A 13,519-nucleotide genomic window follows, 5' to 3' on the forward strand; every position below is an offset into this window, starting at 1 on the left:
GTGGCTCAGCCCTGCCAGCCAGCGTGCTCGGCCAGGACGTTGTAGACCTCAGTCAGGTTGATCATCTTGGGGAGCTCCGACTGCGGGATCTCGACCTTGTACTTCTTCTCCAGGCGGGCGAGGATCTCGATCGCGCGCAGCGAGTCGGCCTCGTGCTCCTCGATGAAGTGGCTGGTCTCGCTGATCTCCTCAGGCTCAAGTTCCAGCACCTCCGCGACAATCTCGCGGATCTCGTCGAGCTGCTCCTGCTTGGTGGCAGTCGTCATTTACGGTCACCTTTCTAAGGGAATTTGGAACTGCGATCTCTCGCGTTCCGACACTTCGATATTAGGCAGTAGCCGACTCCGGAAGCCAGCAATGATGGGCGTTCACAGATAGCCCGCACCGCGCTTACGCGGGAAACTCGCCGAAGAGTTGGGGCGCCATTACTGTGCCATTACCCCTAAGGGAAAGGGGATTTCGCCAGTCGTTACCCGGCAAGAACAAAGCCGGTGCTTTTGTTACGGGGCGCGGACAATCCGGTGTCGCGGACACCCCGTCACGCAGGTGTACGGCGACGACGCCGTTACGCGCCTTTGCGGCAACGCGCGCCTTTGCCGGCGATCTCAGCGTTGCCGGCGATCTCAGCGCGGTCAGCGCGGGGCCCGCACCACCGAGCTGGGCCTGTTCACCGCGATCAGGGAGTCGACGACGGCGACACAGCGATCGGCCGCCCAGATCTCCCCGGACAGGAAGGCGTTGCCCGACACGAGCTGTTCCAGCCGTACGACGTGCCGCAGCACCTCGCCCGGCCGTACCCCGCCCGTGAAGCGGCAGCCGCGGATGGCCGCCAGCATCAGCACGCCGTCGGGACCGCCCGCCTCGGCGGTCGCCAGCCACAGCAGCGCGGCGGTCTGGCCGAAGGACTCGAAGGCCAGTGCCCGCGGGAACATATACCGGTCGCCGGGCAGCCCGTCTGGCAGCCCCTGGAAGCAGAGTTCGCCACCGGTGACCGCCTTCACCCCGGAGATCTCCTGGCCGGGGACGACCGAGACCACCTGGTCCACCAGGAGCATCGGATGCCGTACGGGCAGCAGTTCCCTGATCCGCGCGTGGTCGAGCACGGGCGGGCCCGGCACCGGCGGCGGGGCGACGAGCGGTCCGGAGGCACCGGTCAGCGCCCGCTCCTCGCCCGGCACCCCGACGACCACCTTCAGCCGCGCCACGGCGGTGCCGTCCTGCCGGGAGCAGCGCGCGTCCAGCGACCAGCGGCGCTCGCCGTCGCGGGTCACCAGCGCGTCCACGGTAATCTCGTCGCCGCCGAGCATGGGTGCCTGAAGCCGCGCGGAGCGGACCTCAAGCAGCTCCGGCGGGTCGGTCAGCCCGAACGCCTCGGCCACCGCCTGCCGCACGCCTTCCAGCAGGAAGACGGCGGGCAGCATGGTCAGGCCGGGGAAATGACCGGCCATGTACGGGTCGTCCGCGCTCACCACCTTGGTGGTCCGCAGCCGCAGCCCGGACTCGGCGTCCGTCAGGGCGACCTGGTCCACAGCGCGCAGCGGAGACGCGAACGACAGCTTGTCCCCTACCGTCACCATCAGACCGCGGCCCCCTCGGTGACCGGCTCCGCCTCGGGGGCGAGCACCGAACTGGGCCGCAGCGCGGTCATCACGGAGTCCACGCGCAGGATCTCGGCATCATCGACGGTCGTGGCGCCCTCGAAGAACCACGTGCCCTCGAAGGCGCGGCTGATCCGCACCTCGTGCCGCAGCACATCGCCCGGCATCGCCCGGCCAAGGACCTCGATGCCGGACATCCCGCCGAACAGCGCGACCTGGCCCTCCACCTCCTCGGGCGGCTGGTCCCAGGCGGCGAGCAGCGCGGCGCTCTGGCACCAGGACTCGATGAGCAGCGCCAGCGGGTAGGCGTAGCCCTCATCCCCGGTGCTGTCAGGCAGGTCCTGGTACCAGGGCTCGTTGACCGTCACGGCCTTCACCGCGACGATCCGCTCCCCCGGTACGACCTCGGCGACCCGGTCGACCAGGAGGATCGGGAACCGGTGCGGGATCAGCGACTTGAGCTTGCTGATCCCAGCGGGGCCGGTCCGGGCCGGGTCCGGGAGGGTGGTCGGGGCGGCGGTCGGGTCGGCGGCCCGGTCGGTGTCCTGGGCAGCCGACTGGGTGCCGGTCACACGAACCACACCCCGTCGTACTCGTGCCAGCGGGCCGCGAGCTCGTTGGTGTCCAGGCACTCGACGCCCGGGATGAGGTCCGAGGGCTCGAAGCCGAGGGCGCGCAGATCGGGCTCGTCCACCATGACGGGGATGCCCTCGGCGATCAGGTCGCGCACCGACTGGCGGTAGTTGGGCAGCGTGTCCACCCGTACCGGACCGAACTCCACCACCGGCTTGTAGACGTCCTCGTCCACAGCGACGGTCACCACGGGCCCGCGCAGGGCCAGCGCGGCGGCGCCCAGCTGGGGCTTGAAGTCGAGCAGGCCGTAGATCGCGTCGAAGAACTGGGCTTCGACAGCGCCTCGGTAACCGCGGTCGATCACGCCAAGCACGCGGTAGTCGGACATCAGGCACCCCCGATGTAGATGGTGCGGTCGGCGGACTGGATGGTGGAGACGAAGCGCATCGGCGACCGGTACCTGACCTCGGCGATGTGGTCGACGGCGCCGCGCTCCGCGCTGCACGCGGTGCACGCGATCCAGCCGAACTTGCCGGGGTTGGCGTCCAGCATCCGCCGGATGATGTTCACGCTGGAGGGGTAGAAGCCCTCGGGGTCGCGGGTATTGATCGGCTTGGTGTCGCCGTGCCCGTTCTGCGTGAGCATGTTCGCGTAGCCGCAGGCCCACATCCGGACCGACTTGCCCTGGTCCAGGGTCGCCTGGGCCAGCCGCAGGGCAGAGGTGACGACGTCGCTGGAGTGCGGCGCCGCGGTGACCACGAGCAGCAGGTCCCAGCGCCGCTGGACGATCTTCGCCGCCATCAGTGCCACACCGCCTTGCAGCCCTCGGACATCAGCAGCTCGGCCACCGAGTCCATGCCCACGACCTTGACGTGCGGGGACAACGAGCGGGCCGGAAGGGCGCGCTGCGCGGTCGAGAAGTCGTCCACCCACACCTGGGCGCCGAGCCCGGCGAGCTTCTCGATCTCCGGGGTCGTGTCGTTCACCGCGGCGAACACCCCGTCCTGCACCAGGAACACCGACACCTCGTGGCCCTCACGGGCGAGCACGGAGGCGTCACCGAGGAAACGTCCGGCGTTCGGGCCCGCCCAGTTCCCCTGGCTTTCGATCAACAAGTAACGCGATGGTTTGTCTGCCACCGGCTATCCATCCCCCTCTTCCGTACGGGCCGCCGCGACGTCACGCTCGGCCAGCGCCTTCAGTGTCTGTAGTTGTTTGCGCATCATCAGCAGGTCGCCCAGCGCCAGCGCCTCGCCCAGCGGGCGGCTGAGCCCGGTGCGTGCCGCGGTGTTCAGCCGGACCACGTAGCGGCTGGCGCCGGTCCCGCGCGGGACCACCTGGTAGGTGACGGCCATCAGCCCGAACTTGTGCCGTGCGGCCGGGTGCGTCACCCCGGTCAGATGGTCGTTCTCCGCGAAATCCACCAGGTCGAACACCAGGAAGCGCTGTCCGGTGGCGAGCTGGTCCGCCTCCGGCGTGAGGGTGCGGCTGCTGCGATGCTGCCGGCCGTAGGTGTACTCGGCGGTCTTGAGCTGGCACAGCCAGCGGAACGCGAGCGGCACCGGTGCCGCGACGTCGATGGCGCGGTGGTGACTCTCGTACGGCTGTGGAATGTGCTGGTCACATGGGTAGCTCGCGGCCCGTTCGGCCTCGGTCGCGCCCCAGGACCGGTGGTTCGGCATGGTGTTCCTCACCCGGCGTCGCGGTACCGCAACCGCAGCGTCGCGGTCTTGCCGCGGGCGGTCGCACAGCGGACCTTCACGTCCCTGACGCCCGCGGCGGTCTTGATCTCGCACTCCACGGTGAGTACGTCCCCGGGGAAGACCGGCGAGGCGAAGCGGACCGAGCGGATCTCCGCCAGCCGCGTCGCCACGCCGCCCTGCCGCTCGGCGTGCAGACGCACGGCCTCGTCCACGGCGTCGAGGGTGAAGGCCCCCGGGAGCAGGGGGAATCCGGGGTAGTGCCCGGCGAAGACGGGCGCCGCCGGATCGACGGTGACCTGGATGGCGATGGCGTCCTCGGTGAGGCGCACCACCTCGGCGCCTGGGAGCAGCGTGACCGCGCTCATTCAGCCGGCCAGCTTGCGCATCAGGAGGTTGTACACGTCGGGAAGCCGCTTGATCTCCCCGATTTCCTTCTCGTCGATCTTCACCTCGTAGCGGCGCTCCAGGATGACCGACATCTCCAGCGCGACCAGCGAGTCGACCTGAAGGTCCTCGATGAAACGTGCGTCATCGGTGAGTGACTCGGGCTCGACGTCAACCGCGTCGGCGACCAGTTCCCGGAGTTCGTCAAGCCGCACATCAGCCTGCGTTGGCATCAATTCTTCCTTTCCCAGTGTTCTTGCCTACGGCGCGTACGCACCGCGCTCGCGACAGGTTCGCGGCGTTCGCAGTCGTCCGCAGTGGATACCCCGGCGGTTACCAGGTGGATAACCGCCGGATGGCGAGGGGTGCGCGGCAGACGCACGGCGCATTTCTCCTGCCGTAGGCATCCGTGACGCGTCCCGCGTTTCAAACGCTACGCGAGAGCTTCGCCAAAACCCTGTTTCGCATGGGTGTTGGGAAATGCGGAATCCACGGTATTTCCGAGCACCGCCGTGAGGTGGCCGTCAGCCGACGCGCCGACCACCAGCCACGGACCCGGCTCGCGCAGCATCGCGCCGAGTCCCAGAAGCCCCGACACCGTGCCGAAGCGGGCGTCGGACCCGACCACGGACACCTGATCGACCTGCCTGCCGTCGGCGGCGAGTGCCTTACGCAACGCCTCGTCGGCGGGGGCCGCCGAGGCCGGGCCGCAGAACGCGTACCGCAACACCGCACCAGGAACGCCGGCTTCGGCGCCGGTCCCCGCTTCCCCGCCCGCCACCATCCGTGCGACCCGCCGCGCCGCCGACGCCAGCGCCGACGGCTGCCAGCCGCCGTCGGCGGCGACGGGCACGAACCGGGAGACGCCACCGGCGATGGTCCCCAGCGGCGCGTCGGCGCGCGCGTCCAGTACCAGGGCGGCGGCGCCGCCGAGCGTGCCGCCGCCCACCGGTGCTTCCTCGGTCGCCGTGGCCAGCACCCGGTCGGCCCGGCCCGCGCCGAGCCCGGACGCCGCGAACAGCACGGCCTCGAGACCGGCGACCACCGGGTTGGTCAGGGTCACCGAGAAGGCGCGGCAGCGCAGCGAGATCGCGAGCTGGCTGGCGGGCATGTTGACCGAGAAGCCGGGGAGTTCGGCCGGGCTGAGTCCGCTCGGGCCCTCCTCGCGGGCGATCCGGTCGAGCCGGTGGTGCAGCGCGCTGATGCCGTGGTGCGTGCCGGTGGTGACCGCGACCCGGTCGGCGTCATGGCCGTCGGCGGGCGCGTCGCCGTGCCGTGTGCCCAGGGCCTCGTTGGCCGCCGCCAGCAGGTAGCGGGTCGCGGGGGTGAAGTACTTCCAGCCCCGCTTGCCGAGGAAGGGCACCGGGTCGAACCAGTCACCGGCTCCCCCGGCCTGCCCGGCCCCGGCCCCGGCCCCGGCCCCGGCCTCGGTGTCGGTGTCGGCGGCTGAGGCGTCGGTGTCGGCGGCGGCTGAGGCGTCGGCGTAGAGGTCGTCCGGCGAGCGCACCCCCGGGGCCACCAGCCCCAGGCCGGTGATGAAGACGTTCACGAGGCGGCTCCCAGCACGAGCGCGGCGTTGTTTCCACCGAAGCCGGTAGCGCTGACCAGCACACGTGGCCGGGTCAGCGGGGCAGGACCGGCCACGGGCACGGTCAGTGGGCAGTCGGGGTCGAGCGTCGTGACGTGCGCGTTGGGCGGCACGGTCCGGTGGCGCAGGATCAGCGCGGCGGCCACACAGCCGAACACCCCGGCGGCGCCCGCCGTATGCCCGATGACGGCCTTGATGCCGTACGCGGGTACCTCGCCCACCGCGTCCCCCAGCGCGGCCGCGATGACCTCGCTCTCCGCCACGTCGTTCACGGCGATGCCCGCACGGTGCAGGACGGCGGCGCCGGGAAGCCCGCCCGCCCCCGCGAGCGCGGCGCCCACCGCGCGGCTCAGCTGCTCGCCGCCGGGCTCGGGAGCGGTGGGGTGGTAGCCGTCGCAGCTCCACCCGACGCTCTCCAGCGCCGCGTACGCGGTCGCGCCGCGCCGCTGTGCGTGCTCCGCCGACTCCAGCACCACGGCGGCGGCGCCGTCACCGGTCACCATGCCCTGGCGGTCGGCGTCGAAGGGCCTGCACAGCTCCTTGTCGAGCAGCCCGAACCGGTCGAGAGAGGCGAGCGCCACCCGCGAGTAGCCGTCCGTGCCGCAGGCGATGACGACGTCGGCCTGCCCGCTGGTGATCAGCTCGGCCGCCCAGCTCACCGCGTAGACCCCGGCGGAACACGCCGTGCTCAGGCTCTGGTTGGGGCCGCCGAGGCCGTACGTCCCGGCCACGGCGGCCGACACCCGGTAGACCCGGTCGGTCCGGTCGCGCTCATCCGCCCGGCCCTCCTCGGCCAGGTCGATGTCGCCCAGCGTGGTCCCGACGGTCAGGCCCGCTTCGGCCAGCACCTCCGGTGTCAGCCCCGCGTCGGCGACGGCCTCCCCCACGGCGGTGCACGCCATGCGGCTGGCCCGGCCGGGGAAACGCCCGTCCGCGTCGGTCTCCAGCCGCTCGGCGTGCGCGACGTGGTAGACGTTCGGCGACGCCGCGAGCCCGCAGTCGGCGGGCGCCGGTACGGGACGCTGCTCGGCGCGCAGCAGCCCGCCCCACAACCGCTCCACCGTGTCACCCAGGCAACTCACGGCCCCAAGGCCGGTGATCACCACCTGGCTCATCCGTCCGTCCCCCGCCGTCCGTCCACCACTGTTCCCCTCATCCGGACGCACTCGGACTCACCCGGCCTCACCTGGACGCCTCCCTGCCGGGCGGCCGGCTCGTGCTCACGCCAGTCGCCAGGACCGCCTGCACGCCCGCCGCCCGGACCGCCCTCATGCCCCGCCCGCTCACCGGCCGGCGCGCCGCCGCGTCCGCTCACAGCGGCAGGTCGCCGCGCAGCACGGTCCCCGAGGGGCCCGCGGCGGCCTTCACCCGCAGCAGCCGCTCACTGTCGTCGTAGACCATGCGCAGCTCCATCGCGCGGAAGGCGTCCAGTTGCGACCGCCCCGCCACTCCCCGCAGGTTCGGCAGCCGCCAGTACGGGGCGGCCGCCGACCGCAGCCAGGAGGTGAGCGGCCCGATGACCGTCTGCTCGCGCAGATAGACATTGCGCGGGTGCTCGATCTGGTTGGCGGTGGCGTACTCCGCCGGGAAGCGGCACCGGTAGTACGGCTCCGCGTTGTTCCAGGTGCCCTGCATCAGCCGGTTGCAGCGGGCGCAGCGGACCATGCCCCGCAGGGCGTACTGGCGGTCCGCCGCCGGGCCCGCCGTGTGCTCCGGTTTTGCCCTGCGGGCGTCGAAACGCCCCCTGACCTGCTCGAAGACCTCGGTAGGCAGCACTGGCCCACACACGGCTGCCCCGTTGTCGCAGCCGTTCGCCGACGGCTGACCGGCATAGCGAGGGTTCACGAGGATCGCCCGCACCGCGCTCTTGGACCAGGCGGCCGTGCCGTGACCGGTGCGCGGGCCGTGCGAGCCGGGGCTCGGCACCTCATCCGCCGTCAGGCCCTCGGCGATGAGCTGGAGTCCGCGGTCGGCCAGGTACTCGTTGAAGATCCGCCGTACGACAGGGGCGGTCGCCTCGTCGGGGACCAGCCGCAGCCCCGTCCCCTCAGGACCCGCGACCGCGCGGTAACCGTACGGCGGCCGCCCCCAGATGCGCGTCTTATGATGCCCCGGCTGCCGACCGCTCTGCTGTCCGGCCTGCTGGCCCGCCTTGTACCGCGTGTCGGCACGGCCTGCGACGGCGCCCACGGTGGGGCGCTGCGGTGGTTTTCGGTCATGGGTTGGCGACGACATATGCATGAAAATCCCCCGTCGATCATGTGTGCCGTACGGACCGAACGACGCATCAGCGCCCCCGCCGGGCGCGACTCGGTTCGGTACCGCCCCATCGCAGGCCGCGTCATCGCGGCAGGTTCGGGCGGATTCGGCAGCTCGCTGTGCGACCCCGGTGAGCAGCCCCAGAGGGGTCTGAGCCCGTCGGCTATCGACCACCGAGGTGACTTCAAGCTAGGTCGGTTACCGAGGGCAACACAATCTGGAGTCCACAACATGCCATTCCGGAAAGACGGTTGCGCTTACGCGTCGATAAGCGGTGGCACCTTGTTGTCTAAGGGCTCCCTCTATGGAGCAGGACGCACCGCAAAAACCCGCGAGTAACCTTTTCACGAACGATACAGGCTGCCCCATAACGCTGGCACAACCTGCCCCACAAGTGAGGGGCAATCCGTTCCACAGAGAACAATGGGCGTAGACCAGAGGGCTGGAGCGGTCCTTGCCTCCAACCCTCGGACACCGCGGGGAAGCGGGGTTAAAGCAGCCCCATCCGCAGCGCGAAAACTCCCGCCTGGAAACGCGAAGTAGCACCGAGCGCCCGCATGATCTCCGCCACACGGCGCCTGTACGTGCGGACCGATACCGCCAATTCACGCGCTGCGGCCTCATCGGTGTATCCGTCATACAGAAAGCGCAGTATCTCGGCTACCGGGCCGTCCCGCAGGCTCTCGCCGATCTGCTGGTAATCGGTAAGCGGGATGGCCCGGCGCCAGTTGCCCATAAACATGCCCTGGAGCGTCTTGACGACCACGGGCGCCCTGACCATCGACGCCTGGCTGTCCCCCGCGTCGGGATCGGACCGCACCAGCGCGACCTGGCTGTCGATGATCACGACGCCACGCTGCTTCTCGCTCGTCAGTCTGACCTGCACCCCGCCGCCGTCAGGCGCCGACCGCTGGAGCGCGCCGAGCCCGTGCCGCGTGGCCACATCGGGAGAGCAGATCAGCCGTACCCGCACCGCGCTGCTCCACCGGCCGGCCAGCCCCTCAAGCGCCCGCCTCAGCACCGCGAGCGCCGACGGGTTCGTCGGAACGAGGACGGAGACGGTGTGCTTGGCCTGGCCGAGCAGCCGGTCCAGCGCGTGGACGGCGGTGTCACTGTCCTCGGTCGTCACCAGCAGCGACTGGTCAAGAGTCCTGACCTGGTGGCGCGTGACGACGCCCTCGATGAGCGACCGCATGTGCCGCAAAGCGTCCTCGACGTCCTCGGCAATGCCGGTGTTCGCCGTCGGTACCTCGTGCAGCGATCGTCGGCCGGGTGGGTCAGGGACCGCAGCGATGGCGCCAGAACTCGACATATTCACCCCGTTGAACAGCTGTGAACACTCACCCACTGAGCGACAGCACTCGGCTACAGGTGGGCCCCAGGGTAAATTAATAATCAATACTTGCCATCACAACCGCAATGTCGCGATGCCCCCGTGGCCGCCACACAATAGGCCGTCAACTTACCTGGTGAATATTTGTCACGTCAACATAACCAATCTCCTGCAACATTCAACTTGACCGGCGTGAATGGCCACCTCCGGAGCCCCACTAGCCGACCGTGCTGATCCCCCTACCGGCCCGTTGAGAAGTGGGCGGCAACCATTGGGCCATTGTCCGTGCCGAAATATGGGCCACTCGGCGGAACACCGGAGACCGCCTTCCGTTTCGACCCGGGCGAGGCAGCGGGGCTCTACCACCGACGGGGCCCCGCCCACCACGCGTGACCATGGCCCTCGCCCGCGCCGCCGCCAGGCGGGCCCGGACGGTCCCGTATCCCCGCCGCCCGTTCCGTGTCCCCGTCCACCACGCGTCACTGGGTGCTCAACAACCCCGGCCGCCCCGCACTCCGGTCCGCATCGCGCTCCCGGCGCCCCGTCTTCCGGCCGCCGACTACTCGGCGGAAAACCGCCTTACGCGGACCCCGCTCACGGCGCCCGCCCTCATGGTTCCACTGCCGACCCGCTCCGGGTGTTTCCCCCACGCGAAGGCGCTGTCACGATATTGGTCTTCACGTAGCTCATCTGCGGCATTGCCGACAGTTCCGCGGCAGCCCGGATGGCGGCCTGGTACGACTAAGGCCCACAAACGCGTGACACGGGTGGGGAGGAATGCGTGACAGAGGTGTTCCTACGACGGCTGACCAGGTGGCAGGCCGAGCAGCAGCGCGAGGCCATCGCCGACCTCTACGTCATGTCGTACCGGGACGGGCCCGGCGAGGGTGGCCGGCAAGACCGCCAGGACTTTCTCAGCCGGTTCGCCGACCACGTCGGCGAACCGGGCTTCGACATGATGATCGCCAGTGCGCCCACCCTCGTCGGCTGCGCCTACGGCTTCCCGGCCGACCGCGCCCGCGCATGGCGCCATGGCTTCCGCGACGGCATCCCGCCGGACATCGACGAGCTCACCTTCTCCAGTCCGGTCTTCACGGTCACGGAAACGATGGTGCTGCCCAGCCGCCGCCGCGACCACATCGCGACCCGCCTCCTCGAACAACTCCTCGCGCGCGCCACAGGACCACTCGCCACCGTCGTCCTGGACGCGGCGAACCTCCCGGCGGCGAAGGCGTTCGAGGCATGGGGCTGGACCATGACGGGCGAGCTGCTCCCCTCCCCCACCGACCCGGCCGACACGTCCCGTACGGCCTGGAGCAAGCGGCTGAAACCGTGAGGACCACCGTCGCGGTCGCGGCGAACCTCAGCGCCGCAGCGCGTCCCGCACCCGGCGGGCCTCCACGACGGGATCGCCGTGCGGGCGCGTGGCGTAGGCGTCACGCCGCTTGTTCCACGCGTTCTCGACGGCGAACCAGTCGATGGCGGTGGGCGTCTTTCCCGACTTCAGCGCCCGCTGCAGACTGCTGAGGTACCTGCCCCAGCGCTTCGCGTAGAAGCGGGAGACCAGACCGGCCCACTCCCGGTTGGCGTAGTCGTGCAGCCTCCCGGTCTCGCTGCTGTCGCGGTGGCCCCAGGTGGTGAGGAGGGAGCGGGCGTCGAACTCGTAGGCCGCCCGCTCGGCAGCGCTCGTACCCCACGATCTGGCGGACTTCAGCCAGGGCCCGAGCAGGAACCGGCTGTCGGTGCTGAGCAACCGGTCCAGCCGCCGCAGATCGCGCCTCCACGTGGCCGACAGCTCGCGGAACCGTGCCAGGTCCTTGTTCTTGTACGCGGCGTTGAGCCGCGGCAGCAGCGTACGGCTGCGGTTGGTCAGCGCCTGCCGTGCCACATCCACCAGGTCGAACCGGTAGGCGTCGCTGCGCCGCAGCCTCGGAGCGACCCTGAGGAGCTCGCCGAGCGCCCGCTGGACAGTCCTGGCGTCGTAGCGCATTCCGCGCGGGCTGAAACTCGCGGCCGAGGTGGCGGTGAGGCTGGGGCGCGCGGTGAACAGGCTGTCCTGCGGCTCGCTCCATCTCCCGGCGGACATGCTGTACGGGCCCGTCCGCAGCAGCTCCCACGCCTTGGCGGCGTGCGGGTCGGCCTTGCCGTAGCGCCGGGCCGCGTAGCCGGCGAACCAGGCCCAGTGGTTGACGGGTCCGGCGCGCCAGGCCAGCTCGGTGAACAGCTCGTACGCGGCGGGATTGCCACCGGTGCCTTCCGGCATGTAGGCGATGCCCTTCAGCGCGCTGCCCGGCTTGCGCCGCCACTGGTCGAACCGGGTGGCCCAGACGGCGGTATTGGCGCCCATGCTGGTGTGCCCGCCGAAATTGGGGATGGTGCCGAACGCGTACGGCGTGCCGCGCCAGGTGGCCTCGCGGTCCAGGCCGTTGTAGCGGTCGGACAGCCCGTCCACGATGAACAGCTTCCTCTTGTCCACCGCTGTGATGATCTCGGGGGAAGGGTTCTTCTGCCAGCCGAGCAGCACCCACGTAGCCCCTGGGCGGGCGGCCTGCAGCGCCTTCATCACGGCCTTGGCCGCGTCCCCGACGGGTACGTCCCCCGCGCTGCCGCCCTCGTGCAGCAGATCCATCTTGTACCGGGACGACGTGCCGACCAGCTTGCGCTGCTGGTGGTAGAACTCCTCGGCGACCTTGCCGAACATCCTGTTGCGCGGGTCGAGCCAGTCCGGCCGGGGGAAACCGGCCCATCTGCCCTGCGGGATGACCCGTGCCCCCGGGTTCCTGGCGACGAACTCCGGGGGAACCGTGCCGTAGTAGCCGGGGAGCACCGAGGTCATGCCCAGCTCGCGCAGCCGGTCGGTGATCTTGCGGCCGAGCGCGGCGCGCCGCTTGATCAGCCGCTCGGTGACCGGTCCGCCGAACGAGGACATGTTCTGCATCAGCCACCAGGGCTGGTGCGCGGCGCCGGGAATCCACGCCGCGAGTTCGTCCTTGCCGTAGCCGAACTGCCGGAACGTCTCGTAGTACGCGGCGTCCGCGCCCATCTGGACGGAGACCTCATTGACGCCGTGCAGCGCGAGCATGTCGATCTGCTTCTCGAACGACGCCCAGTTCCGGTAGGGCCCGGAGTAACCGTCGTCGGTGTCGTTGAGGGCGAACCGGTGTCGCACGGAAGCGGACCGCTTGGTGGCGCGCTTGGGTGCGGGCAGCGTGGCCGGGAGCTTGGAAGTGCTCGTGCCCGGCCAGTTGAGGTCCACCTTGGCCATGTGCTTCAGATACCAGTTGGCGCCGCTGAGCAGGACGGCAGGGCTGGTGCCCCTGACACGGATGCGTCCTGCGGTACCGGAGATGGTGAAGTAGTCCCCCGAAGCGGGCCTCGCCACCGGTTCCAGGGTGAACTGCCGGGCATGGCGTGGCAGCAGCCTGGCCAGCGCCGCCTTGGCCGGCTGAGGCGTGAAGGCGGCCCGGCCCGCCGACCGGACCACCGAGGAGGAGCTGGCTGACGTGGCCGAGGCAGGGGCGGGGGCCGCCAGCAGGGTGGCCAGCACACCGAGAGCGGCGAGGGCGCTGGTCCCACCGAGGGCAGCCCAGGAGTGAACACTTCTCACGAGGGGTGCTATGTCCGGTAGTCAGGCGTTCGTAACGGGCTGGTCAGACAGGCAGGACAGGTCCGTTAGAGGTGGCGGCCGCACAAAATCGATGGCCGCGCCGCCGGACCGGGCCCCACGCTTGACTCGCATGGAGCAACCGAAGTCCGCGATCCGCGCCCACCATACGGCGGAAACGGTCACCGCATGTCAGGCGTACAACCCGGCCATCGGCCTCGCGGCGGCCCGTACCGGCCGCTTTCCGGCCGCCTGGAAGCGGACCTCACGACGTGGACCAAGCCGTCGTTCCCACCGGCAGGCCCCCGCCACAGAGAGCGGGGCCGGGAGCTGGGGGCAGCCGCCCCTCAGCCGACCGGGGGCTGCGGCTGACCGGCGCGGCCCCCTCCCCCACCCATCCGGACAGCCCCTCTCCGAGTGCCGCGTCACGGCGTTGCGCATAGCGTGGACGGGCACGGCCAGCCCATACCCACGACA

General features: G+C 70.4%; 15 protein-coding genes. 1 reads left to right on the top strand and 14 read right to left on the bottom strand.

What is annotated here, in order from left to right:
• Positions 1-5 precede the first annotated feature (5 nt).
• The 13 genes from AC5P1B_RS20975 to AC5P1B_RS21035 all read right to left on the bottom strand — a co-directional run bounded on the left by AC5P1B_RS20975 (position 6) and on the right by AC5P1B_RS21035 (position 9,417).
• Positions 6-266: an acyl carrier protein gene (locus AC5P1B_RS20975; protein WP_383705785.1), complete on the bottom strand. Its 261-nt coding sequence runs from the start codon at positions 264-266 to the stop codon at positions 6-8.
• 366 nt (positions 267-632) lie between these two features.
• Entirely contained in the window at positions 633-1,577 is a 945-nt protein-coding gene (locus AC5P1B_RS20980) for an ApeI family dehydratase (RefSeq protein ID WP_493888859.1), read from the bottom strand.
• Positions 1,577-2,170: a 3-hydroxyacyl-ACP dehydratase FabZ family protein gene (locus AC5P1B_RS20985; protein ID WP_493888860.1), complete on the bottom strand. Its 594-nt coding sequence runs from the start codon at positions 2,168-2,170 to the stop codon at positions 1,577-1,579. The genes AC5P1B_RS20980 and AC5P1B_RS20985 overlap by 1 nt, the downstream gene beginning before the upstream one ends.
• Positions 2,167-2,559 (bottom strand): hypothetical protein, encoded by a 393-nt coding sequence (locus AC5P1B_RS20990; protein WP_493888861.1) that lies wholly within the window; start codon positions 2,557-2,559, stop codon positions 2,167-2,169. The genes AC5P1B_RS20985 and AC5P1B_RS20990 overlap by 4 nt, the downstream gene beginning before the upstream one ends.
• Positions 2,559-2,972 carry a hypothetical protein gene (locus tag AC5P1B_RS20995; RefSeq protein ID WP_493888862.1) on the bottom strand — a complete coding sequence of 138 codons (414 nt, stop codon included), beginning with the start codon at positions 2,970-2,972 and terminating at the stop codon, positions 2,559-2,561. The genes AC5P1B_RS20990 and AC5P1B_RS20995 overlap by 1 nt, the downstream gene beginning before the upstream one ends.
• Positions 2,972-3,286 carry a DsrE family protein gene (locus AC5P1B_RS21000; protein WP_493888863.1) on the bottom strand — a complete coding sequence of 105 codons (315 nt, stop codon included), beginning with the start codon at positions 3,284-3,286 and terminating at the stop codon, positions 2,972-2,974. Before AC5P1B_RS21000 ends, AC5P1B_RS20995 begins: the two co-directional genes overlap by 1 nt.
• 27 nt (positions 3,287-3,313) lie before the next feature.
• A complete protein-coding gene (locus AC5P1B_RS21005; protein ID WP_493888864.1) occupies positions 3,314-3,853 on the bottom strand; it encodes a hypothetical protein in 540 nt (179 codons plus the stop codon).
• 8 nt (positions 3,854-3,861) lie between these two features.
• Positions 3,862-4,239: an ApeI family dehydratase gene (locus AC5P1B_RS21010; RefSeq protein WP_493888865.1), complete on the bottom strand. Its 378-nt coding sequence runs from the start codon at positions 4,237-4,239 to the stop codon at positions 3,862-3,864.
• Positions 4,240-4,491, bottom strand: coding sequence for an acyl carrier protein (locus tag AC5P1B_RS21015; RefSeq protein WP_493888866.1), 252 nt, complete (start codon positions 4,489-4,491; stop codon positions 4,240-4,242).
• A 200-nt stretch (positions 4,492-4,691) separates the two neighbouring features.
• On the bottom strand, positions 4,692-5,807 hold the full coding sequence (locus AC5P1B_RS21020; protein ID WP_493888867.1) for a hypothetical protein: 1,116 nt from the start codon (positions 5,805-5,807) through the stop codon (positions 4,692-4,694).
• The gene (locus tag AC5P1B_RS21025; protein ID WP_493888868.1) at positions 5,804-6,961 is read right to left on the bottom strand and encodes a beta-ketoacyl-[acyl-carrier-protein] synthase family protein; all 1,158 of its coding nucleotides are present in this window, start codon (positions 6,959-6,961) and stop codon (positions 5,804-5,806) included. The genes AC5P1B_RS21020 and AC5P1B_RS21025 overlap by 4 nt, the downstream gene beginning before the upstream one ends.
• A 196-nt stretch (positions 6,962-7,157) precedes the next feature.
• Positions 7,158-8,036: a recombinase family protein gene (locus tag AC5P1B_RS21030; RefSeq protein ID WP_493888869.1), complete on the bottom strand. Its 879-nt coding sequence runs from the start codon at positions 8,034-8,036 to the stop codon at positions 7,158-7,160.
• A gap of 559 nt (positions 8,037-8,595) precedes the next feature.
• Positions 8,596-9,417 carry a helix-turn-helix transcriptional regulator gene (locus tag AC5P1B_RS21035; protein ID WP_493888870.1) on the bottom strand — a complete coding sequence of 274 codons (822 nt, stop codon included), beginning with the start codon at positions 9,415-9,417 and terminating at the stop codon, positions 8,596-8,598.
• Between the two features lie 802 nt (positions 9,418-10,219).
• On the opposite strand from AC5P1B_RS21035, the gene AC5P1B_RS21040 reads away from it, so the two are divergent.
• Positions 10,220-10,774, top strand: coding sequence for a GNAT family N-acetyltransferase (locus tag AC5P1B_RS21040; RefSeq protein ID WP_493888871.1), 555 nt, complete (start codon positions 10,220-10,222; stop codon positions 10,772-10,774).
• 27 nt (positions 10,775-10,801) lie between these two features.
• Here AC5P1B_RS21040 and AC5P1B_RS21045 read toward each other — a convergent pair whose 3' ends face one another.
• On the bottom strand, positions 10,802-13,045 hold the full coding sequence (locus AC5P1B_RS21045) for an alpha-N-acetylglucosaminidase (RefSeq protein WP_493888872.1): 2,244 nt from the start codon (positions 13,043-13,045) through the stop codon (positions 10,802-10,804).
• Between the last annotated feature and the right edge of the window lie 474 nt (positions 13,046-13,519).

It is taken from the genome of Streptomyces sp. A01, assembly GCF_059026195.1.